At 56.7% G+C, this 21,945-nt stretch carries 19 protein-coding genes; 10 read left to right on the forward strand and 9 right to left on the reverse strand.

Annotated features, from left to right (window positions below):
- Positions 1–32: 32 nt before the first annotated feature.
- Complete coding sequence (locus tag N655_RS0113065; protein ID WP_026443342.1) at positions 33–647, forward strand: DUF2059 domain-containing protein; 615 nt, start codon at positions 33–35, stop codon at positions 645–647.
- Positions 648–728: 81 nt separating this feature from the next.
- Positions 729–2,336 (forward strand): 2,3-bisphosphoglycerate-independent phosphoglycerate mutase, encoded by a 1,608-nt coding sequence (gpmI, locus tag N655_RS0113070; RefSeq protein ID WP_026443343.1) that lies wholly within the window; start codon positions 729–731, stop codon positions 2,334–2,336.
- 47 nt (positions 2,337–2,383) lie between these two features.
- On the opposite strand, the gene N655_RS18950 is transcribed toward gpmI, so the two are convergent.
- The 3 genes from N655_RS18950 to argJ all read right to left on the reverse strand — a co-directional run bounded on the left by N655_RS18950 (position 2,384) and on the right by argJ (position 6,477).
- Positions 2,384–4,165, reverse strand: a complete 1,782-nt coding sequence (locus N655_RS18950) for a capsule assembly Wzi family protein (RefSeq protein WP_238324733.1) — start codon at positions 4,163–4,165, stop codon at positions 2,384–2,386.
- A 131-nt stretch (positions 4,166–4,296) separates the two neighbouring features.
- Positions 4,297–5,067 (reverse strand): hypothetical protein, encoded by a 771-nt coding sequence (locus N655_RS0113080; protein ID WP_026443344.1) that lies wholly within the window; start codon positions 5,065–5,067, stop codon positions 4,297–4,299.
- Between the two features lie 189 nt (positions 5,068–5,256).
- The gene (gene argJ / locus N655_RS0113085; RefSeq protein WP_026443345.1) at positions 5,257–6,477 is read right to left on the reverse strand and encodes a bifunctional glutamate N-acetyltransferase/amino-acid acetyltransferase ArgJ; all 1,221 of its coding nucleotides are present in this window, start codon (positions 6,475–6,477) and stop codon (positions 5,257–5,259) included.
- Positions 6,478–6,560: 83 nt separating this feature from the next.
- Between argJ and N655_RS0113090 the strand changes: the two genes are divergently transcribed.
- A complete protein-coding gene (locus tag N655_RS0113090) occupies positions 6,561–7,319 on the forward strand; it encodes an ABC transporter ATP-binding protein (RefSeq protein ID WP_044935928.1) in 759 nt (252 codons plus the stop codon).
- A gap of 266 nt (positions 7,320–7,585) precedes the next feature.
- Here N655_RS0113090 and N655_RS0113095 read toward each other — a convergent pair whose 3' ends face one another.
- Complete coding sequence (locus N655_RS0113095; RefSeq protein WP_026443347.1) at positions 7,586–7,864, reverse strand: hypothetical protein; 279 nt, start codon at positions 7,862–7,864, stop codon at positions 7,586–7,588.
- Between the two features lie 303 nt (positions 7,865–8,167).
- Here N655_RS0113095 and N655_RS0113100 point away from each other — a divergent pair, with 303 nt between their 5' ends.
- The 3 genes from N655_RS0113100 (at position 8,168) to N655_RS0113110 (ending at position 10,192) form a co-directional block, all read left to right on the forward strand.
- Positions 8,168–8,938 carry a thiazole synthase gene (locus N655_RS0113100; protein WP_026443348.1) on the forward strand — a complete coding sequence of 257 codons (771 nt, stop codon included), beginning with the start codon at positions 8,168–8,170 and terminating at the stop codon, positions 8,936–8,938.
- A 72-nt stretch (positions 8,939–9,010) separates the two neighbouring features.
- Positions 9,011–9,523: a crossover junction endodeoxyribonuclease RuvC gene (gene ruvC / locus N655_RS0113105; protein ID WP_026443349.1), complete on the forward strand. Its 513-nt coding sequence runs from the start codon at positions 9,011–9,013 to the stop codon at positions 9,521–9,523.
- On the forward strand, positions 9,524–10,192 hold the full coding sequence (locus N655_RS0113110; RefSeq protein WP_026443350.1) for a hypothetical protein: 669 nt from the start codon (positions 9,524–9,526) through the stop codon (positions 10,190–10,192). It begins immediately after the preceding gene.
- A gap of 46 nt (positions 10,193–10,238) precedes the next feature.
- Here the strand turns inward: N655_RS0113110 and N655_RS18955 are convergent, their stop codons facing one another.
- Complete coding sequence (locus N655_RS18955) at positions 10,239–12,002, reverse strand: tetratricopeptide repeat protein (RefSeq protein WP_044934681.1); 1,764 nt, start codon at positions 12,000–12,002, stop codon at positions 10,239–10,241.
- A 79-nt stretch (positions 12,003–12,081) separates the two neighbouring features.
- Positions 12,082–13,299 (reverse strand): glycosylasparaginase, encoded by a 1,218-nt coding sequence (locus N655_RS0113120; protein ID WP_026443351.1) that lies wholly within the window; start codon positions 13,297–13,299, stop codon positions 12,082–12,084.
- Positions 13,300–13,416: 117 nt separating this feature from the next.
- Between N655_RS0113120 and N655_RS0113125 the strand changes: the two genes are divergently transcribed.
- The 4 genes from N655_RS0113125 to N655_RS0113140 all read left to right on the forward strand — a co-directional run bounded on the left by N655_RS0113125 (position 13,417) and on the right by N655_RS0113140 (position 17,106).
- On the forward strand, positions 13,417–14,826 hold the full coding sequence (locus tag N655_RS0113125; protein ID WP_026443352.1) for a serine hydrolase domain-containing protein: 1,410 nt from the start codon (positions 13,417–13,419) through the stop codon (positions 14,824–14,826).
- A gap of 134 nt (positions 14,827–14,960) precedes the next feature.
- Positions 14,961–16,148 (forward strand): DnaJ C-terminal domain-containing protein, encoded by a 1,188-nt coding sequence (locus N655_RS0113130; RefSeq protein WP_026443353.1) that lies wholly within the window; start codon positions 14,961–14,963, stop codon positions 16,146–16,148.
- A 66-nt stretch (positions 16,149–16,214) separates the two neighbouring features.
- Positions 16,215–16,676: a hypothetical protein gene (locus N655_RS0113135; protein ID WP_026443354.1), complete on the forward strand. Its 462-nt coding sequence runs from the start codon at positions 16,215–16,217 to the stop codon at positions 16,674–16,676.
- A 7-nt stretch (positions 16,677–16,683) separates the two neighbouring features.
- Entirely contained in the window at positions 16,684–17,106 is a 423-nt protein-coding gene (locus N655_RS0113140) for a heat shock protein transcriptional repressor HspR (protein ID WP_026443355.1), read from the forward strand.
- Between the two features lie 178 nt (positions 17,107–17,284).
- Here the strand turns inward: N655_RS0113140 and N655_RS0113145 are convergent, their stop codons facing one another.
- The 3 genes from N655_RS0113145 to N655_RS0113155 form a co-directional block, all read right to left on the reverse strand.
- Positions 17,285–17,569: a DUF427 domain-containing protein gene (locus N655_RS0113145; RefSeq protein ID WP_026443356.1), complete on the reverse strand. Its 285-nt coding sequence runs from the start codon at positions 17,567–17,569 to the stop codon at positions 17,285–17,287.
- An 81-nt stretch (positions 17,570–17,650) separates the two neighbouring features.
- The gene (locus N655_RS0113150; protein ID WP_238324735.1) at positions 17,651–20,776 is read right to left on the reverse strand and encodes an efflux RND transporter permease subunit; all 3,126 of its coding nucleotides are present in this window, start codon (positions 20,774–20,776) and stop codon (positions 17,651–17,653) included.
- Positions 20,776–21,939 (reverse strand): efflux RND transporter periplasmic adaptor subunit, encoded by a 1,164-nt coding sequence (locus N655_RS0113155; RefSeq protein ID WP_026443358.1) that lies wholly within the window; start codon positions 21,937–21,939, stop codon positions 20,776–20,778. The genes N655_RS0113150 and N655_RS0113155 overlap by 1 nt, the downstream gene beginning before the upstream one ends.
- Positions 21,940–21,945: the final 6 nt, after the last annotated feature.

The raw sequence follows: 21,945 nt of genomic DNA on the forward strand, positions 1-21,945 counted from the left end.
GTTTTGCTTTCTCAAGCAAACAGGAGCAGACTATGCGAATCCTTTCGACAGCGGCGTGCGTCGCCTTTTTTTCGGCAGCAGCTCTTGCGCAGCAGACGGCGGCCCCGGCCACGTCCTCTGCAGCCAGTAGCCAGACACAACCCTCCCAGCCGGCCCCGCCGCCTGTACCGCCGCCGGCCCATCCGATTACGGCTGAACAGATCGAGGAGATGCAGAAACTGACGAAGGCCGATGAAATGAAAGACCGCATCGTCACAAACCTGATGCAGTACTACAGAAGCACTATTCCTCCCTTCATTCCGCAAGATGTCATCCAGGACCTGGACAAGAGCCTGCACAGTGCAGACCTGAATGCGAAAGCGGCAGAGATTTATCCGAAGTATCTTTCTACAGAAGATGCAGCCAAGATCATTGAATTTTATAAGACCCCCGCAGGACAACACCTGGCCGGGGCACAGCCCTATTTGACGGCAGAGCTGCAACGTTCCGCCGTACAGGTGGCACAGCAGACGGTGAAGGACGTGATCACGCGGCACCAGGCCGAGATCCAGGATGCGCAAAAGAAGTATATGCAGGAACAGCAGCAGAACAAACCATCGCTCAATGCTCCTGCCCAGAAGCCGCAGTCTTCAGCCGCGCCGAAGTAGCCTGCCGTGCGCCCCATTCTGCCCGGGAGTGGGGCGGCCATGCAGTTCCAACGATTTTGAACTTCAAGACAGGAGAGAAAGTTGTCACACAAGAGGCCATTGGTCCTTACGATTCTGGATGGATGGGGCTATCGCCCGCAGGTGGAAAATAATGCCATTGCTCTGGCACGCAAGCCAACCTATGACAAGCTGCTGGCCGAGTATCCGAATACGCTGCTGCACGCTTCGGACCACTTTGTTGGTCTGCCGGATGGACAAATGGGCAACAGCGAGGTGGGGCATCTGAATATCGGTGCAGGACGCATTGTGCAGATGGACATTACCCGCATTGACCTGCTGATCGCCAAGGACGAGTTTGCCTCGCATCCGGTCATTGCGGATGCCATGAAGCGGGCCCGTGAGAATGGGCGGCAATTGCATCTGTTTGGGCTGGTCTCTGATGGCGGCGTGCATTCACATCAGGAACATCTCTATGCACTGCTGCGGGCAGCCAAAAAGCACGGCGTGGAGCGGGTGTTTGTCCATGCCTTTATGGATGGCCGTGATACGCTGCCGACCAGCGGCGCGGGTTATCTTGAGGCCCTTCAGCAAAAGATGTCCGAGTATGGGGTCGGGAAGCTCGCATCTGTCTCCGGCCGATACTATGCCATGGACCGAGACCGCCGCTGGGAGCGCGAAAAGAAGGCCTTTGATGCCATGGTGAAAGGACAGGCCGAGGGCGGGGCTTATCACGATGCCGTTGCACGTGTCCGCGAATCTTACAACAACGGCGTGACCGATGAATTTATTGTGCCATTCGTTGTTACAGATGAGCAGGGACACCCGAATGGTGTCATCCGCGATGAAGATGTATGCATCATGTTCAACTTCCGTGCGGATCGCGCCCGCCAGATTACCCGCGTACTGGCCAGAAACAGTGGTCTGACGAAAGAAGAGGGACGCGATCTGGTGAGCGCGGCCGAACTGGATGAGACGATTCCGCGCAGTGAAGTGCCTCAGAAGCTCCACTACGTCTGTATGACGCAGTATGACAAGCTTTTTACGCTGCCGATGGTCATCCTGCCGGAGTCCATGGAAAACCTTCTGGCCAACATGCTGGCGCAGGCTAACCTGCGCAATCTACGTGTGGCTGAGACCGAGAAGTATGCGCATGTGACGTACTTTTTCAACGGCGGGATTGAGACACCGTTTCCGGGGGAAGACCGCGTGCTGGTGCCCTCACAGAAGGTAGCGACCTACGATCTTGCACCGGAGATGAGCGCTTCCGGCATTGCGGATGCCGTCATCAAGGCCGTGGAGGACACGGCATTTGATCTGGTTGTCGTGAACTTTGCCAATGCAGACATGGTTGGGCATTCAGGCAAGCTGGAACCGACGATCCGAGGGGTAGAGACAGTGGACGCATGCCTGGGACGTATTTATCAAGCCATCCGGCAGAGAGGCGGCGCACTGCTGATTACCGCCGACCATGGCAATGCTGAGATGATGGTGGACCCTGTAACCGGAGGCCCGCACACCGCGCACACTACGAATCCCGTGCCGTTTCTTCTGGTGAGTGAAGATGCGAATCAATATTCGCTGAAGCCCGGCGGCTCGTTGCGTGATATCTCGCCGACTGTGCTCGGGCTTCTGGGCCTGGAGCAGCCAAAGCAGATGACCGGCGGGGATTTGCGTCAGCGTCGAGGATAATGTGGAAACGGAAAGGCCCTTCCGTCAGGCAAGGGCCTGTTCTGTGCTCAGAAGATTTTGTTTTCCCTCGGATACCACGTCACCTGGAAGGTAGCTGTGGTGTCGCTCTGAGAGCCGGATTTGTAGAGCGGTGCATTCCACTGCTCATACTGCACCCAGCCGTTCAGCTCAATCTGCTTCATGATGCGTTTGACGACGCTGAATTGATAATCGTTCTGGGTAGTGCCTCCGGGCAGAAACCCGGCAGGATGCCCTGCGCTGTCCACGTTGAGCGCGGAAGCCTTGGCGTTCCGGTAGCTGAACTGTACCTGTTCCTTGGGAGAAAGGTGCCAGGTGAGCCATGCCTGGCCGCCTTTGGCCTGACGGCCAATCCAATCACCCATGATCATTCCTTTGTTGGTGTAGCCCTGCCGCTGGACCGTCTCGTAGTAGAGGAAGTTGCCCTGCGCGGTGGAATTACTGACCGGGTCGGTGGATACGGCCTCTACACGTAAATCGAGATGATCGATTCCTGGAAAGTGCGAAAGGTACAGGCCAGGGCGGATTGCGGAACGGCGCGGTGCACTGATGGGGCTTACGTCGTCATGCACAAGAGAATCGGTGTAGAGTGTGAGCCACTTGCGCAAATAGGGTAGACGATAGGAAAAATCGAAGGTGCCGAAGCGCGCTCCGGGATCGTTGCGGGAGAATTTCTCCTGTGGAGAAACGTTCTGTACACTGAAGAAACTCTTAAGGAAGCTGTGCAAGGTAATGGGTACGTGGTCTTTGCCGCCCCAGATGACGGTGCGTTCAAAACCAAATTCGAGGTTCTCTGTTGGTTTGAAGCTGACTTTCTCTCCATGTAGCCAGGGTGAATTCGGGTCCGTGTGCCCTTTCAGGCTTCCTACAAAAAATTGATAGCGAAACGGTCCGGTGAGCCTGGAGAGCAGCGGAATCCGTAGGGGTTCCGTGCGGTCAATCTGGAAGGAATAGATGTTCTCAGCATTGTTGCTGAAGGCAAAGGCACCCCCTTGTCCCGGGCCCCACCAGTGGTCATTCTTTCCGAAAGAGATGGAGTGATTGAGGATGTTGTAGGACAAGGCGGCTTCCTGCACCCGAAACGTGTTGACTGAGGCAATGGGACCGAGCGGAATCGTCGCCTGGTTGGGGTTGGTGGCTACGGGAATGCCATCAATATCTTCGGAAAGGTACTGAAAAAGTGCGGGTGAATATCCGGAAGCACTGGGAGCATGCTGGTATTCGCCGCGAAAATAGAGTGCAAACCGTCCCGCCTCGCTCTGCGCGCTGAAGCCGGAATAATTATTGAAGCCTTCTTCATAAGGGCGGCCATAGTCATTGATGATGGTCTGGCCCAAATGGTAGCTGTCGCGCAGCGGAGTGCCGCTGATTCCGCGCATCTGGGTGTAGACGCTTTCCACTTGGGCATGAACGGCATGCTCTCCGTAATCATTCTCAAATTCCGGAGAGACTTCGTGCAGCAGGGCGAGATAAATTTCCCGGGCTTCATCGTTGTTCGTGTCCCCTTCGATCTTGTCCGCCGTCTGCTGGAGCATATGCAGGATGCTGAGACGTGTCCAGGGACGCAGTCCCAGAAATGCAGTATCAAGATACCCAAGGGCCTGCAGGCGATCGAGCGCAGGATACATCCAGCTGTCCATCGGTACATAGGAAGACCCAAGCGTGCTGACGTGCACGATAGGAGATGCGGGAACGTAATTGGGCGGGACGGATGGCTGCTGAGAACTGCCTGTGCTCTGTTGCGCCGCGGTGGCGCTCTGCAGGGAAAATGCCGATTGCAGCGGAAGAGAAAGCGCAACAAAAAAACACATCGAAGAGATGAATCTCACTCGCACCTCAGAAAGAGCGAATTTACCCACACGAAGATTGTCGAAGCCGATGACCCAGCCATTCTGTCTCAAGGCTAGATGAAGCAGAAAAGGCTGACAAGTATGGGACTGCACTAACAATCATACAGGCAGGCAAATTGGGCCAAGGAGGGCCGTGTTTTTCGCGGAGCGCGCAGCGGTTTCCATTTTTTCCCCATCTCACGTTGGAGCTGTTGCTTCCATCCGTCATCCAGAATTCCTTTCGCCGCCAGGTAGTGCTCCATGTTCCGGAGCGGATCTGACTTCCTGATCCAGGAACTGCCCACAATCATGCTTGGACCTTGTCCCTGACGCGCCCTGAGGATGCACTCATACGCAACCCGATAGATGGCGACCACGTCTTTGTTGTCCACAGGAATGAGGGGGAAATCACATTTCAGTGAGGTAGCATCTTCTGCGATATCACTACAAACATAAAGCAAAGGAAGCTTGTTTGCGGCAGCAAAACGCAGGACAGTCTGTGCTTCCTTAAGGGTCCCCTTGCTTTTGGCGAGCAGGGCCACGGTCACAGCACCTGGCTTTCGTCGGGCCACGGTCACAGATGCTCCAGTGGCCAGAGCAATTTGCTCCGGCAAAGAAAGGTCCTTCTGCGGCTTTCTGCCGGGGATGGGATGCAATCCGTCATCCGGTGCAGCACCAGAGAGAAATCTGGCGAGACGCTCCTGCGTACAAAACAGTGCGTCAGCGGGACGAAGTTCCGCAGTGGCGCCGGCATAGACTGCTTCCAGCCCTCTGGTGCTTTGGCCCAGAATGCGGCACTCCAGCATTCGGGCATACAGATTACGCAGTGTGGCGTCGCTGATCAGCGAGAAGGTCTTTTGCATGCCGGGTCTGCTGGTGGTCATCTTTTTCTCAAAATTCTAGCAGCGCATTTTTTCCCAAGAGTTCAGGGCGTTGTCTGAGGTTTTCAACAGAATTGTGAAAAAGCCTGTGCAAGACTGGGAGCAAATATCAAAAAATCCAGAAATAACGAGGGGTCTAGCGCTCTGCACAGTTTTTGTTGCAGTGTACGACTGCTGCCACAAAAAACTTTTCTAGGTTGAGTAGTCGGCGTTAATATGCACATAGTCCGCAGTCAGGTCTGTGGTCCAGAAACGGCAGAAGCCCCGTCCCAGACCCAAATCTATCCGCACGGTGAAATTCCGCTGCTTCAGATACTGGTGCGCGGCCGCTTCGTCGAATTCCGGCGCACGACCACCGTTCCGGCAAATGGGAAGGTCTCCAAACCAGATGCTGATGCGTTCCGGATCTACTGCGACGCCGGAATAACCAGCGGCGGCCATCAAACGTCCCCAGTTCGGATCGCATCCGGCCCATGCCGTCTTGACCAGTGGAGAATGCGCAATGGCCTTCGCCACGGAGAGCGCGTCCCGGTCTGTAGGTGCGCCCTCGATCTGCAATTCCACAACATGCGTCACGCCTTCTCCGTCGTCGACAATCTGCTTGGCCAAAGAGGTACATACTTCTGTGAGGGCATTGCTGAAGGCCGCGCTGGAGGCATCCATGGGGACACCGCTGGCGCCGGAGGCCAGCAGAAGGACCGTGTCATTGGTCGATGTGTCTCCGTCGATGGAAATGCGATTGAAACTGACTTCCACGCTCTTCTGGAGAAGCGCGTCCAGGTCTTCCGGGCTGATCGCCGCATCTGTGAAGAGATACACAAGCATGGTTGCGTGAGGAACGAGCTGTGGATGAATCATCCCGGCACCCTTACAGACGCCGGCAATTTTCACAGTCTTTTCGTTGACAGATATCCGGGCCGTTGCCACCTTTGGTTTCGTGTCGGTGGTCAGAATGGCACGGGCAAAAAGGGAAAACTGCTCCGGCGTGGCGGCGAGAGTGGCTGCAAGCTGCGGCAGGGCATGGATCGGTTTTTCTGACGGCAGCGGGACCCCGATGATTCCGGTGGAGGAGGGAAAGACTTCGTCTTCCTGGCAGTCAAACGCCGCGGCTGCGGCGCGGCATACCTTTTCGCAGGCCTCGATGCCGGCGGGCCCGGTGGCACAATTTGCATTGCCGGCATTGACGATCACCGTCCGCACGCGGCCTTTGCTGCGCTTCATGTGTCTGCGGCCCACGAGAACAGGCGCGGCCACGACCCGGTTGCTGGTAAACATGGCAGCAGCGCTTGCCGTTAAGTCCGCTACGGCAAGGGCCAGATCCAGGTTGCCACTGGGTTTGATTCCGGCCTTGACGGCAGCGAAACGGAAGCCGGAAGGCAATGCGTCCTGAGTAAGAAGCGATGAGTCGTTCATTGTCGGCGGTTACTCTAAACAAGATAACAATTTTCACAGAGGGAATTGGTTTGCTGAAAGAACAGGAGAAAGAATTTCTGTGCATGGAACATGTCCACGTGGCCCGTGGTGAGGCCATTGTGCTGCATGATGTGAGTTTACGGATCAAAACAGGGGAACATGTTGCCATCCTGGGGCCAAACGGCTGCGGAAAATCCACGCTGATTAAGACCATCACCTGCGAGTGCTATCCGATTTTCACTCCGGAGATGCGATGCAGTTTGCTGGGGCGCGAGCGGTGGGACGTTTCCCAATTGCGTCGGCATTTGGGTGTTGTTTCGGCCGACATGCCGGGCGAGCGTACTCCTGTTTCCAAAGGGCGCGATGTCGTGGTGGCCGGCTTCTTCTCGGCGTCCACCATCTGGCCCAATCTGCACATTAGTGAAGAGATGTGGCAGCGCGCCCATGAAGCCATGGTCCTGATGGAAGCCACACACCTGGCCGACAAACTGGTGGGTGAGATGTCGGCCGGAGAGCAGCGCCGCATCATGATTGCCCGTGCGCTCGTCCATCAACCGGAGATGCTTCTGCTCGATGAGCCATCGAACGCACTGGACATTGCCGCCCAGCGCGAATTGCGGGAAACATTACGTATCGTGGCCCGACAGGGCACGGGCATCATGATGGTCACACACCACCTGGCCGATATTCTTCCCGAGATTGACCGCGTCATCATGATGCGCAGCGGGCGCATTGTTGCCGATGGCCCAAAGACAGAACTGATTACCGCTGATCGGCTGCGCAGTCTTTTTGGCGTGGAAGTAACATTGACGCAGCGAGATGGCTACTGGCATTCCTGGTGAGGCTTGGTGAGGCTTGATTTTTTCTGTGGCAAGGCATAAGGTCGCAGGTACACGGGAAAGGAGGTGGTCCAGCAAAATGAAGAATTGTGACGGCAGTTGTTCGATGACCGATCGTGAGGTGGCTGAGGCTTAGGGGCGCTTCTGCTCCAGTCCTGGCATTCCGCCAAGGCCCATCGAAGAGAAGGCGCCTCAGGTCAATCCCAACAGTCCACCGGTAAAAGGCCCGCAGCGAAGCGGGCCTTTTGCTCAGGAAGGCCCCGTCAAAGCTAGACTTGGCCGCCTGAACCCGTGGACTCAGCAGATGCATCGGAGCCGTGCTGTTTCACGGTTTTGTTGTAGAGGCCGAGAATCAACAAGGGTGCCACCCATTGGCCCACAAAAATGGCGAGGTTGTCTTTTCGTTGTGATTTCAATACGAGGGAACTTACGATGGAGCCGAAGGCAGCAGCCAGAAACAGGCTGGTGGGCCAACGTGCTGAATAACCTTCCAACATAGCAGTGAGCTGGTCTTCCTGGATCTCACCCCGATGAATGCGGTAGTCCATAAATTCATATCTCCTTGGTCGTGGGTATGTAGAAGAGGGAAGCCAGGCTGCTTGTCCGAGTGCTTTCCTCCCGGTGAGTAGGATGCCTACGAAAGGCAACTCCTGCGTGGGAGCAGACGTGGCGGCAGCGAGAAATCGGGATGTTTTTCGTACCGCCATAAAGTTTGTCGGATTCTATAAGCTCATGAAAAGCGCAAGCCTGTGCTTGTACGAGACCACATCGCAGGGTGGGCCAACAAAATTGTGATCCACTTCGAACATGATGAGGCAGTCTGGTAGCTGGTTCGGCTCTACAATGAACACATGGAACCACTGGTGATTGCAGGGCGTGCCTTTCAGTCGAGGCTGATTGTGGGCACAGGGAAATACAAGGATGGTCCGGAGACGCAGGCGGCCATCGAAGCCTCAGGTGCCGAGATGGTCACGGTTGCCGTCCGGCGCGTGAATCTGGACCGCTCAAAGGAATCGCTTCTGGACTACATTGATCCGCAGCGCTATTTTCTGCTGCCGAACACGGCAGGCTGCTACACGGCGGAAGAGGCGGTGCGCGCGGCCAGACTGGCACGCGAAGTTGGAATTTCTGATTGGGTGAAGATCGAGGTCATCGGGGACCAAGCGACCCTCTACCCGGATGTCCAGGCAACACTGGAGGCCACCCGCATTTTAGTAAAGGAAGGCTTTACGGTTTTGCCGTATACCTCTGATGACATTGTGTTTGCGAAGCGTTTGATTGATGCAGGCGCAGCCGCTGTGATGCCGCTGGCGGCCCCCATCGGGAGTGGACTTGGGATCCAGAACCGGGCCACCCTTCAGATTCTGCGAGAGATGATTACAGAGGTGCCACTGATTGTGGATGCCGGTGTGGGTACGGCATCCGATGCGGTGGTGGCCATGGAGTTGGGGGCCGATGGGGTGTTAATGAATACCGCGATTGCCTCTGCGGCGCATCCGGTCCTGATGGCGGAGGCCATGCAGCATGCCGTGCTCGCTGGACGGCAGGCCTACCTGGCCGGAAGAATGCCCCGCAAGCTGTATGCAACGGCCAGCTCGCCGCTGGAGGGAATTTCACGCTGAACCGCCAGTAGTCCGTTCGGAGTGGAAAGGCCTCTGTCTGGCTTTGTTCGCAATGGGCTACACTCATTCTGAATGCGGGTTTTTGGCATTGACTGCGGCACAGAGTGCACCGGCTATGGTGTGGTGGAGTGGGAGAGCGCGCATCGCGATCCCGTGTTGAAGGCGTTGGCAGCAGGCGGAATCCGGCTGCCCAAGAAGCTTTCCCTCGCCCAACGTCTGGCATTGCTATATGCAGAACTCAGCACTCTGCTGGCCGCGCACCAGCCGGACGTGGTTGCAGTCGAGGAGGTCTTTTACTCCGTAAATGCCAAGTCTGCGCTGAAACTGGGACAGGTGCGAGGAGTGGCCCTGCTGGCGGCAGCAAATGCGAATCTTTTTGTAGCAGAATATGCTCCTCTCACAATCAAATCTACCGTGGTGGGATATGGATTAGCGCAGAAGGAGCAGGTGCAATTCATGGTGACGCGGCTGCTGCATCTGGACAAAACACCAGAGCCGGCCGATGCCGCCGACGCGCTGGCCATTGCTATTTGCCACATCCACACTACGCAAACTCTGACTTTACAAAGCGGAGCCGTCCGTTAAATGAAGAGACGATTGCTGGCCATGCTGGCCTTTGGTTTCGCAGCCGGAGCATTTGCGCAGGACAGTCCAAGCAAAGCGCATATCCGGTTTATCTTCGAGAACCCCAAACTGCAACCTTCCACCTATGTGATTGACATCAACGAGGACGGAACCGGACACTTCCAGTCCCAGACGGGTACCGCTCCGACTGCAGATACCGAGGGGATTACGGCAGAGCCTCTCGATGTCGACATCCGGATTGTGGATCCCCTGCTAGGTTTTCTGTTCAAGACGGCCCGATCGCATAATTTTTTCGATGTGGCATGTGAAAGCACCCGGGCGAAGATGGCATTTACGGGCAAGAAGGCCCTGATGTACACGGGCCCGGATGGGGACGGGTCGTGCACCTTCAATTGGTCACGGGACCAGCAGATTATGAAGATCGCTGACAGCCTGATTGCTACTGCCTATACATTGCAGGTGGGCCAGAGGCTCACATTGGAACATGAACATAACCGGCTGGGGCTGGATACAGAACTGGAATCGCTACAGGAAGCCGTAAAACAGGGGCAGGCGCAGCAATTGCAGAACATTGCCCCGCAGCTGCAATCCATTGCCAATGATGAAAATGTCATGGAACGGGCGCGCAACCGGGCCCGCCAGCTGCTGAACGGCGAAAAGGCTGGATAGGCATCTCAACGGGAGCAGCCCCCGCCCGAGCACAGACCCAGAGCATTCAGCGGGGGGGCTGGGCCTTTTCTGCGCTTCCGGAAGGCGTGGAAGAAGGTGCGTCATTTCCATCATTGTCATCCTGCTGGGCGCGTTTTGGCAGCGCAAAGGGCTGCTTCAGCCCTTTTTCTGCGGCTGCTTTGGTATCAGGCTGGCCGTCGCGCACCGTCAGGGCCGTCTGGTATTCCACCAGGGCCTGGTCGCGTTCATCGCGGACATCGTGGATACGACCCAGATAAATATGGGACCACGCGAGAAGACGGGGGTCCTTTGAGAGGCGGATGGTTTCGTTGAAGCTCTTCTCGGCTGCGTCCATGTGGCCCTGCATGAGACTGGTAAGGGCGAGGATGTAGTTGGCGCGTCCTGGATCCGGGGTATGGTCTTTGAGGGCCTGCTCTGCCAACTGCTCAGCTCCGGCTGCATCTCCCTGATGTAACTTGATTTCCGCCAGATCCAGGCCGTGGGGCCTGCGCGAGGCGTGGCTGATGACGTCCGAAGAGCCTTCCTCTGCGAAATCAATATCGCGGGCACGGTGCACCTGCTGGTCCACATCCATTCCGTAGACCATGGGACCGATGGCTTCGCTGAGACTCTCAGGGGTGTGCTCGAAGGCGATGAGCTGGTCATAGAAATACTGCGTAAGCACAAAGCCCGCAGTCATGTCGCGATTGACGGCCTGCTGACGGATGGCGGCAATTTTCTGCAAAGAGGCATTGCGCTTCTGTGTCTCCCGCTCCAGGTCGGAGCGGCGGACATCTGCGGGAATCTTATATTCCTGCACTCCCGTGTCCATGGTGCGGGCCTCGACGGCGCGGATGAGGCATTCGATCACGAGAGAAACAATATCAGCGCGGTACTGAAAATCCAGGGGAGCGTCCCGGACTGTTTTCAGGATGGGCAGCAGGCGGTCCAAGGACGAGGCGCGCGAATAAAGCAGCGGCTCAATCATGTAATGGAGATAGGTATGGCGCACCTCCTGCATATGGATGGTGCCATTCACAGGGGAGGTCACCACGACGTAATCCGGGCCGTAAACACGAGCATTCGTCTGTGCCGGGGAAAGCAGCGGTTCCAGTACAACAAGAAAGCGGATGCCGCTGTACGTGCTGGCCGGCATCTTGAGGTAAGTGTTTGTGCTGACAATCATCTGGGTCAGAGGATTGTGCAAACGAGCAACTTCCTCGTCGTACTCTGCACGATTGGCAAGCCAGATGAGGTGGAGCTGGATGGCGTCGGCAAATGAATGCAGCAGAGGAAGGATTTCAACGATACCATTGGCATCGGGCGGGAGGTCTTCCTCGTCAACGCTGAGCGCGAGGGCCGGAGGAGGGGTGAGATAAAGTGCGAGTGAAACGTACTGTGCCAGGTCCCGGCTGGCATCGGCCAGGCGGTGCTGGTTGATAAAAAGACAGAGCTTGTCGCGTGCTTCCCGGGCTTTTTCTGACTGCTGTGCGGCCTGGTTGACCTGATCACGCACATGCATCCGGACCGGGTCAGATTCACTCAGGCCATTGTCATAGCCGCAGGCGTTGAGCGCCACGGCAACATCAAAGAGCGCCTCGCTGGTCTGAAGACTGACGGTAGGGCCCGCGGGATCGACCAGTGCCGGCGGCTTTTCCGGGGGTGGAGGCGGCATTTCCGGCTGCTGTTTCTGGTTTTTTGCCGGGGGGTGCGCAGACGGAAGATTTGCAGACTGCTGGGCCCCGACGATGGAGACACAGGTAAGACAGAAAAAGGCGAGGAAAAGACGCAGGTTCAGGCGAAGGGGCATTGACTGGGAACTCTTCTATAGAAGTCTAGTGAAACCGGGCTGAGAGGGTCAACGTCACCCCGGCGGATGGCATTCGGCCTCAGTTCGTGGTTGTGCCGTCGAGCAGCCACGCGCAGGTTTCGGTGCGCTTCACGCCATCGTGAACGACAAAAGTCTTTGGAGCACCGCTCGCCGTGGTGCTCCAGAGGGAGCATCCGGCATAAGCGCCATCTTTGCGCACAATGTAATAAATCATGTCCAGGTAGCGGAGCTTCTGCATATCACCGTTATAGTTGCGGACAATGCGGCGCAGGGCCTCCAGTCCGGCCTCTCTGGGTGTCATGCCCTGCCGCATCAGTTCGACAATCGTATGTGCACCGGCCACCTTGATATTCTCTTCACCGGACCCGGTGGCCCCGGCGGAGCCCACGTCCTGGTCCGTATAGCAACCGGCTCCGATGATGGGGGAGTCTCCCAGCCGTCCGGCGATTTTGAAGGCCTGGCCTGAGGTGGAAGTGGCCCCGGACATCTCTCCTTTTGTATTGACGACCGAGACATGGACGGTCCCGGTGGTCGGCCAGAGGATTTGTGCAGCGGCGAGGGCGCGTTTTTGCGGAGGAATGCCGAGGTCAGCGGCCATGGCCATCAGTTGCTGTGAGCGCAGACGCACCACTTCAGCCCATTCCGGACCGGGATGGCGGGGAATGGCGCTGTGGTTCAGCACTGGAGCTGGATTTGCATCTTTGCCCCCCGGAGCCGACATGGGAGGCCCCCAGAAGTTCTGGCTGGTACGGCTTTCCTTCCATAACAGCCACATTTTGCGGGCGTCGTCGGTGAGCAGATCTTCCCGTTTCAGGCCATGCATGACCGCAAAGTGTTCTGCTCCCTGACCGGTGAGCATTACGTGCCCGGACCTTTCCATGATGAGGCGGGCCACCAGGCAGGCGTGGCGGATGTTCTGTATTGCGCCGACTGAGCCGGCCATCCGCGAAGGGCCGTGCATGCAGCAGGCATCCAGCTCCACGACACCATCTTCATTGGGCAGGCCGCCATAGCCCACACTATGGTCGTTAGGATCATCTTCGCGGCCCATGCAGATGTGATTGCAGGCGTCCAGAGTATCGGCCCCGTCCTGTAGCATTTTCCAGGCCTCGTCTACGGTATGGTCGCCGGTTTCGCGAGTCACAATGACGGACTTGCCGGGCGGAGTCAGACGCTTTACGCTCTCGGCCATTTGTGCGTCAACCGGCGAGGGTATCGTTACCAATCCGGCCGCCGTAACGGCAGCACGGGACAGAAAATCGCGGCGGGTGGTCATTTGAGCTTCAGCATACCATCGGGTTGCACTGCGCGATACCAAATGTAGTCGGGGAAAGCGGGTGTTGTACTCGTCTGCTTCTGCTAGGCTGTTCTTTTATCAGAAAGAAGGGCCCAAATGCGACGTTTGCTCTGCATTTTTCTGCTCTGTGTCGGCGCCGCCGCTCAAAGTCTTCCCGTGCAGCCTGTCCATCATCTTTCAGATGCTTTACAGTCCAAGGTGGATGAAGCGGCTGCGCAGGTCCTGGAACAGACCGGAGTGCCTTCAGCTTCTATCGCTATAGTGCAAAAGGGAGAGATTGTCTACACCCATGCTTATGGCAAGGCAAGACTCGATCCGCCGCTTCCCGCCAGTCCAGGGATGCGCTACTCCATTGGTTCCATTTCCAAGCAGTTTACAGCCGCAGCGGTGCTGCTGCTGGAGCAGCAGGGCAGGCTTTCCGTGGATGATCCGGTATCGAAGTACATCCCGGGGCTGACGCGTGGTGACGAGGTGACTATCCGGATGTTGCTCTCCCACACATCCGGTTATCAGGACTACTGGCCGGAAGACTATCTCATGCCGCCCATGCGAAAACCAACCACCGCCCAGCACATTCTGGACACATGGGCCAAAAAGCCGCTGGACTTTGAGCCGGGGACGAAATGGCAGTACTCCAACACAAATTATGTGATTGCTGGTCTGATTGTCGAGAAGGTCAGCGGTGAGCCTCTGATGAAGTTTCTGCAGGAGCACATCTTCGCTCCGCTGAAGATGCAATCGGTGTACGATACAGACCTTGCGCGGCTGGGAGACACCGACGCAGAAGGGTATATCCGGTATGCTCTGGGGCCGCTGCGTCCCGCGCCAAAAGAGGGGGCAGGATGGATGTTTGCCGCCGGCGAGCTGGCGATGCCGGCCTATGACCTGGCACTTTGGGACATCAGTATGATGGACCGCTCGCTGCTGGCGCCCGGGTCTTACCAGCAGATGTTCACCTCAGTGAAATTAAAGGACGGCACAGATACTGGTTATGGACTCGGTGTCTTTACGACGCCGAGAATGGGGCATGCGGCCCTGGAGCACACCGGGGAAGTCTCCGGATTCGTTGCCGAGAACATCGTCTTTCCGGACGACAAGGCAGCAATTGTGGTACTGACCAACCAGGACGCCTCTTCGGCGGCCTCGGCGATCGCACGGCAACTGACCCCCCTGGTGCTGGGCATTGAAGCGAAATCGGCGCAGGGAGCCGAGGCCCAGACGCTGAGGATTTTCAAGGGGTTACAGCAAGGTCAGATTGACCGCACGCTTTTTACCGAAAATTGCAATGCATATTTCAGCCAACAGGCCCTTGAAGATTTTGCATCAAGTCTGAAGCCGCTGGGTGATCCGGTAAGTTTCCGGCAGGTGGCCGAAGAATTGCGCGGAGGGATGACCTTCCGGGAGTTCGCGGTGGAGTTTGCCCATACTCTGCAGCGTCTGCGGGTGACCACCTATACGATGCCGGATGGAAAACTGGAGCAATATCTAGTGATCCCTGTGCAGTGAGGCGTGCATCTAAAATCTGAGTGTGTTTTGCTGGAGTTTCTTCAGCATAATACGATAAAGGACAGTGAGGCATTCTCCAGATCGGATGGGGTTTCCACAGCGCGGAGAATGCTTCGATTTTTTGAATTGCGACAATGCCTGCAACACAAAATAAAGACTATTACGCCATTCTCGGCATTAAAAAGACGGCCACTCAGGACGAGGTGCGCAAGGCCTTCCGGAAACTCGCGCGGAAATATCATCCGGACGTAAACCCTGGCGACAAGAAGGCCGAGGAGAAGTTCAAGGAAATTTCAGAAGCACATGACATTCTGAGTGACGAGAAGAAGCGGAAAATTTACGACCAGTTCGGCTTTTACTCAGACCAGATTGATCCTGCTGCGGCGGAAGCTGCGGCACGCGGATACCAGGCCCATGGAGCGGGCGCGCAGCAGGAAGTGCCATTCGACTTTGGCGGCTTTGATTTCTCCGACTTTGCTGGTGGAACAGGTGGTGGAGGCACGCAGTCCAGCGGATGGGGAAGCTTCCGCGATATTTTTTCCGGCATTTTTAACCGCGAGGAACGGCAACGGGGTCCGGTACCTGGTACGGACCTGGAATATCAGGTCACAGTAGACTTCTGGACGGCCATCCGCGGCGGGTCAGCTCGGGTGCAGGTGCAGAGGCAAGAGGTTTGTCCGACGTGTAAGGGACGGTCGACCACGGGCGGGTCCTATACCTGCCCCGAATGCCACGGGACTGGACAGGTGACCCAGATGGGAGGGCGGATGAAGTTCAACATACCGTGCCCCAGCTGTGGCGGAAGTGGTAAGCGGCAGAGCTCCTGCGCGACCTGTCACGGCGAGGGAGTCGTGATGCGCTCCGAACCGATCGAGTTCCGTATCAAGCCCGGGACGCGAGACGGGCAGCGCATCCGCCTGGCCGGAAAGGGCAATGCCGGACGAAATGGCGGTGCTCCCGGAGATTTATACCTGATTGTTCGCACGGGGGCTCATCCTGTTTTTACGCGGCAGGGGGATGACATCCACATGACCGTACCGGTGACAGTGACCGAAGCGGCCCTGGGCGCGAAAGTCGAGGTCCCCACCATCGACGGGCGGGCGCAGTTGCGGATTCCGCCTGGGACCCAATCGGGCCAGAAGCTGAGGATGAGGGAGCGGGGGGTACCTTCTGCGACCCGGGAGGGTATGCGTGGCGACCAGATTGTTACGGTAGAGATTGTCGTTCCGCAGGTGCAGGATGAGAAATCGAAGGAGATCCTGCGCGAACTGGCCAGACTCAACCCGGCAGATCCCAGGGCGGGCATCTGGGCCAAGATTTAGCCACGACTGTTTCTGCATCTCTGCCGGGCTGATTTTGCGGCACGTGACGGGATTCGAGGGAGGAAGGTGGACGACACAAAACAGGTCCGAAGCGATGCTAATGAGCTACTGAATGCCGTTGTGAACTATGCGCGGCGGATGCTCATCAAATACGGCGAATTTGCGCCGATAGGCTTTTCCTTGTCCCCCGAGCGACGGATCCATAACGAAACCGTCGCACATCCGGACCTGCCGGCCGATCCGCCGATGCTCCTGGAGCTTCTGGAGCAGCAATTCCGGGAGCGGGCCAGCAGGGGTGAGATTATTGCGGCCGCGGCGGGAGCGAATGTTGTCCTGGAAAAACCAACCAACGAGGGGCACAAGGACGCAGTCATGATTGAGATTGAGCACCGGAATGGTTACTGCGTGAAAGCGTTTGTTCCATACAGAATGAGTGGAGGTTTTCTTCACAATCTGCTTCCCCGTATTGTGCGCTTCGGAGGGCTCCGGGTGCAGGATGCGGCAGGCCGCTGGTTTGTGGAGCGATAGAAGCCTTATGCCGACAAAACGTAAATCCAAAGGAGCATACATGATCTCGGCGGTGGCCGAGATGTACGGCATCCATCCGCAGACACTGCGGCTGTATGAGCGCGAAGGGCTGCTGAAGCCTTCGCGCACGGAAGGCAATACCCGTCTCTATACGGATGAGGACCTGGAACGGCTGGAGTTCATTCTGAATCTGGCGCGCGATCTGGGCGTGAACATTGCCGGCATCGCAATTATTCTGCAAATGCGCGAGCGCATGGAAGAAATGAATCGGCAGATGCAGAGCTTTGTGGATTATGTGAGGACGGAAATGCTCAGCCGGATGCAGCAGGGCTTTCCACAACAGGAAGCAGCGATTGTGCCACTGCGCAGACCCATCGCCGTGCCTCAGGTGAAAGGCAGTGTTAAGAAAAACGAACCATCCACGAGGTAAGAACGGGCATGATGCAGGTGAGCCAGATCCGCAAATTGTGATGGAGTGTTTTCACCTCGGTTTTCTCCACACTTAGTAGTGCGGGAGATAGAGGATCCGTTTCCACCCTTGGTTTTACGGGAGGCAGTTCCAGCAGGCCCGTATCCAAAGACGTTTGATGCGGATCCAGGCCCTGCCCTTATTTTTCAATTTCTACGCCGCGCCAGAAGGCGATATGGTTTTTGATCTTGCGGGCTGCGGGCTTAGGGTCGGGATAATACCACGCTGCATCCTGGTTCTCCTGTCCGTCCACGACGACGCTGTAGTAGCGGGCCAGGCCTTTCCACGGACAGGTGGACGTCGTCGAGCTGGGGCGTAAAAACTCCCGTTTTACGGTATTTTCCGGGAAGTAAATGTTGCCTTCCACCGTCTCGTATGTATCACTTTCTGCAATCACTTTTCCGTTCCAGACTGCTTTGGCCATCGGTGTCATTCTGTCCTTGTTAAGTTGCAATCCCCGTATACATTAGCAGATGCTGCCAGGAGAATAAAGGACGCAAGGGCTTCAACTCAGGAGATGGTGCTCCATTTCCACGTCGGCAACATCCTGCGGTTTGCCCTCAAAGAAAGCATAAAGACAGGGGACAATGACCAGAGTCAGAAGGGTCGAGGTCACCAGGCCACCGATGACAACAATGGCCAATGGACGCTGAATTTCTGACCCCGGTCCTGTGGCGAAGAGAAAGGGAACCAGTCCAAGGGCGGCAACCGTTGCGGTCATCATGACGGGGCGGAAACGCAGATGGGTGCCCTCAAGGATGGCCTCTTGCTGTGACATTCCTCCTTCCCGCAATTTACGAATATAGGAGACCAGAACAACACCGTTCAGTACAGCAATGCCCCAGAGCGCAATAAAGCCCACCGATGCCGGAACGGAAAGGTATTCCCGAGAGAGAAACAGCCCGAAGACGCCGCCGATGGAAGCAAAGGGCAGGACCGTGATGATGAGCGCGGCGAAGCGCAGGGAATGAAAGAGCAGGAAAAGCAGGAAATAGATGGCGCCGATGGTGATGGGCACAATGATCATGAGATGATGCATGGCGCGCTGCATGTTCTGGAACTGACCGCCCCACTGCAGAAAATAGCCGGGAGGCAAGGGTACTTGAGCGTTGACCTTCTGCTGGAGTTCGGCCACATATCCTCCCAGGTCGCGGCCCTGCACGTTGATGGCGACGACAATCCTGCGTTTGCCCATGTCTCGGTTGATTTGTGCAGGGCCTTCGAGCACGCGGATGTCGGCAAGATCTTCCAGCGGCACACGAGTACCGTTGGGTGCAGAGATCATGATTTGCCGGATGTCATTCACGCTTTTGCGGTACTGCTCCGGCAGGCGCACTACGGCCTGGAACCGCCGTTCACCTTCGTAGATTTCTGTTGCGCTCTTTCCTGCGACGGCCATCTCAATGGTGTCGTTGATGTCCGAGGCGTTGATTCCGTAACGCGCGATGGCAGATCGGTTGATGCCAATGACAAGGTATTGCTGGCCCCCGACGCGGTCGATGCGGGTGTCCTGCGTACCGCGGATGGAAGTGGCGACCCTGGCCACCTGCTGGGCCTTCTCAATCAGCGTGTCGAGATCATCGCCAAAGATTTTGACGGCAATATCAGCGCGCACGCCGGTGACCATCTCATCGACACGGTCTGAGATGGGCTGCGACATCACCAGATTGATGCCGGGAATGGCAGACAGTGCCTTGCGCATCCTGTCAGCAATGACTTCCTGTGTCAGCCAGCGGGGACGCTGGTCTACGGGAGTCAGGGATGCGATGACATCAGCTTCGTTTGGTCCAGCTGGATCGGCGGGAGATTCGCCGCGTCCGAGTCGGGAAACGACGCTTTCCACTCCGGGAATATCGCGCATGAGGCGCTGCATCTGGAGCTCCATTTTGATGGATTCATCCAGAGAGATGTTCGGGACCCGGTCAGCATTTGGGCCGAGCGTGCCTTCCTGCATCTCTGGAATAAAGGAGGTCCCAAGAAACGGGAATAGACACAGAGAGGCCGCAAACAAGAGGACCACTGCTGCGACGCTCTTCCTTTGATTCGCCATGGCCCAGCCGAGAATGCGGCGATAGGGGCGCCGCAAAAGAGAGACGAGCCGCGTGTCTTTTTCCGATCCGCCCTTGAGAAAGAAGGCAGAAAGCACGGGGGAGAGTGACAGCGAAAGGACCAGCGAAAGCAGCAGTGCAATCGCAATGGTGTAGGCGAGCGGCGCAAACATTTTGCCTTCTGTGCCTTCGAGCGTCATCAGTGGCAGAAAGACGAGCACAATGATGGTGACGCCAAAGATGACAGGGGTGGCCACCTCGGTCACGGCATCCAGGACGACATGCAGGCGGCTGTCCTGGCTTCCATGGCTCAACTTTGCGAAGACGTTCTCCACCACAACGACGGAGCCGTCTACCATCAGCCCGATTGCGATGGCAAGGCCGCCCAGCGACATCAGGTTTGCTGAGAGACCAATCTGATTCATCACCAGGAATGTGAGCAACGGCGTGAGAAGAAGGTTTGAGCAAACAATAAGGCTGGAGCGCAGGTCTCCCAGATACAAAAAGAGCACTACAACAACCAGGACGATGCCCTCTTCCAGGACCTCTGTGACCGTATGAATTGCGGCATCCACAAGCCGTGAGCGGTCATAGTATGGAACAATCTTCAGGCTGCCTGGGACCATGTTTTTGCTGTTGATTTCAGCGACCCGCTCTTTGATTTTGCTGACGATTTCCTTGGCATTGCCTCCGGCAATCATCATGACCACGCCGCCAACGGCCTCTGTGTATCCGCCTTTGACCATCGCGCCATAGCGGACCTCTTCACCCATGCGCACTTCGGCAACATCACGGACATAGACTGGCGTGCCTGCATTTTCCTTAAGTACGATGTTGCGGATGTCATCGAGGTTCCGAATCAGGCCGACGCTGCGAATCAGATATTGCTCGGCGTGCTGGGGCAAGATGCCCCCGCCGGCATTCTCATTGTTGCGCTTGAGTGCTGCGTAGACGTCTTCGATGGTCAGGCCGTAGTAGCGTAGCTTTTGCGGATCTACCAGGGTTTCATATTGCTTGACGAAGCCGCCGGTGGAATTGATCTCAGCCACTCCGGGAATGGAACGTAAAAGCGGGCGCACAATCCAGTCCTGAATGGTACGGCGCTCGACAAGCTCGTCATGAGTCAGAGCACGTTTGCCGTCATCGGGACGCTCCAGCGTGTACTGGTAGACCTCACCGAGCGCATTAGACACCGGTCCAAGTACCGGATTCACGCCTTCCGGCATACGATCGCGCACTTCGCCCAATCTCTCGTTTACAAGCTGGCGCTCAAAATAGACGCCCTTGCCATCTTCAAAGACAAGCGTGATGAGTGAAAGGCCCGGTTTGTTGAGTGAACGCATGTCGGTGAGGCCGGGCAGCCCAGTCATGGCGATCTCAATGGGGATGGTGATGAAACGCTCGACCTCTTCAGGGGACTTTCCCGGGGCTTCCGTGGCAATCTGTACCTGCACATTGGTCACGTCAGGAAATGCGTCCACAGAAAGATGCTGCGCCGCGTTGATGCCAAAACCAAGCAGAATGAGCGCAACGACTGCAACAACAAGACGCTGCTTCAGAACAGCAGAGATGAGCGCACGCATTATTCACCTCCCTGAATCAGGTCCTGCCTGCGCTTATTGTTCAGATGGAAGGCGCCATCGAGCACGATCGTTTCCTGTGGAGAAAGTCCGTGAAGCACGACCCACCTGTCTGCTATCTCCGGGCCAAGCTCAACTTCGCGCAGCTGAAATTCATTTTGTGCTGTCTGCACAAAAATATGGTCCTTGTTTTCTTCGCGGACAACGGCTGTGGCAGGAATCGTCAGCCTTTTCTCGGGCTGGCTTTCAAAGGTCATGGTGGCCAGCATTTCAGGCTTGAAAACGCCATCGGGATTGAGAAGGTTCATGCGTGCCTGCACGGTGCGCGTCGCCGGATCTACGACCGGGCTTACAAAAGAGAGTTTTCCATTGACGGTAAGGTTCGGCAGCGATGGGACTTCGGCAATCACTGTTTTGCCCACGTGAAGCGATGCAGCGTGTTCTTCCGGCACATCGGCAACGAGCCACAGACTGGAGAGATCAGCAATCTGAAAGGCGAGATCTGCCGGCTGCACGACCTGGCCGACGGTCACTTTTCTTTCAATCACTGTACCGGAGATGGAGGCGATAACAGGGTAGTCGGAATTCAGCTTGCGCGTTGTTTCCAGCTGACGAATGGCGCTGTCGGACATGCCCAGTCCGCGCAACTGTGCGCGCAGAGCGGCGACCTCGGCGCTGGTTTGCAGCACTTCCGCTTCGCGTCTCTGCAACTCTGCTGTTCCGATGACGTCAGACTGGACAAGCAGCTTTGCCCGCTGTGCGGATTGCTCTGCCAGTTTTTCCTGTGAATACGCTTTGATGAAGGCAAATTGCGTGTCTGAGAGCGCATTGCTGTGCAGGGTGGCAAGGAGCTGTCCGCGAGAGACATGCTGACCTTCGAGCACCAGAACCTTTGTAATGCGGCCTTCAACCGGTGAGCCGATGCGGGCCACACGAGAGGCATCCGTTTCAACACGGGCGGCGACCTTTTCCTGCGTCGTGACCTGCTGCCAGGCAGGAAGTCCGGTGTGAATGTCTTTTTGGAGTTCAGGAGTCAGCCGGACTTTCAAAGGGTCTTTGACAGCAGGGCCGGCCGTCTTGCTGGCTTCCGCAGCATGTTTACAGCCCGAGGTCCCCAGCAGCGTTCCCGTTAAAATCAATGCGGCTATACCAATTCTGTTCAGCATTCCAAT

Origin of the sequence: Pseudacidobacterium ailaaui, assembly GCF_000688455.1 — a bacterium.
Taxonomy (GTDB): Bacteria; Acidobacteriota; Terriglobia; order Terriglobales; family Acidobacteriaceae; genus Pseudacidobacterium; species Pseudacidobacterium ailaaui.

Coding starts and splice junctions, on each gene's coding strand:
- N655_RS0113150 (WP_238324735.1), bottom strand. CDS start 20,776: ATGCGTGCGCTCATCTCTGCTGTTCTGAAGCAGCGTCTTGTTGTTGCA.
- N655_RS0113140 (WP_026443355.1), top strand. CDS start 16,684: ATGCCGACAAAACGTAAATCCAAAGGAGCATACATGATCTCGGCGGTG.
- N655_RS0113130 (WP_026443353.1), top strand. CDS start 14,961: ATGCCTGCAACACAAAATAAAGACTATTACGCCATTCTCGGCATTAAA.
- N655_RS0113110 (WP_026443350.1), top strand. CDS start 9,524: ATGAAGAGACGATTGCTGGCCATGCTGGCCTTTGGTTTCGCAGCCGGA.
- N655_RS0113090 (WP_044935928.1), top strand. CDS start 6,561: ATGGAACATGTCCACGTGGCCCGTGGTGAGGCCATTGTGCTGCATGAT.
- N655_RS0113120 (WP_026443351.1), bottom strand. CDS start 13,299: ATGACCACCCGCCGCGATTTTCTGTCCCGTGCTGCCGTTACGGCGGCC.
- N655_RS18955 (WP_044934681.1), bottom strand. CDS start 12,002: ATGCCCCTTCGCCTGAACCTGCGTCTTTTCCTCGCCTTTTTCTGTCTT.
- ruvC (WP_026443349.1), top strand. CDS start 9,011: ATGCGGGTTTTTGGCATTGACTGCGGCACAGAGTGCACCGGCTATGGT.
- N655_RS0113155 (WP_026443358.1), bottom strand. CDS start 21,939: ATGCTGAACAGAATTGGTATAGCCGCATTGATTTTAACGGGAACGCTG.
- N655_RS0113100 (WP_026443348.1), top strand. CDS start 8,168: ATGGAACCACTGGTGATTGCAGGGCGTGCCTTTCAGTCGAGGCTGATT.
- N655_RS0113080 (WP_026443344.1), bottom strand. CDS start 5,067: ATGACCACCAGCAGACCCGGCATGCAAAAGACCTTCTCGCTGATCAGC.
- N655_RS18950 (WP_238324733.1), bottom strand. CDS start 4,165: ATGTGTTTTTTTGTTGCGCTTTCTCTTCCGCTGCAATCGGCATTTTCC.
- N655_RS0113145 (WP_026443356.1), bottom strand. CDS start 17,569: ATGGCCAAAGCAGTCTGGAACGGAAAAGTGATTGCAGAAAGTGATACA.
- N655_RS0113065 (WP_026443342.1), top strand. CDS start 33: ATGCGAATCCTTTCGACAGCGGCGTGCGTCGCCTTTTTTTCGGCAGCA.
- N655_RS0113125 (WP_026443352.1), top strand. CDS start 13,417: ATGCGACGTTTGCTCTGCATTTTTCTGCTCTGTGTCGGCGCCGCCGCT.
- N655_RS0113095 (WP_026443347.1), bottom strand. CDS start 7,864: ATGGACTACCGCATTCATCGGGGTGAGATCCAGGAAGACCAGCTCACT.
- argJ (WP_026443345.1), bottom strand. CDS start 6,477: ATGAACGACTCATCGCTTCTTACTCAGGACGCATTGCCTTCCGGCTTC.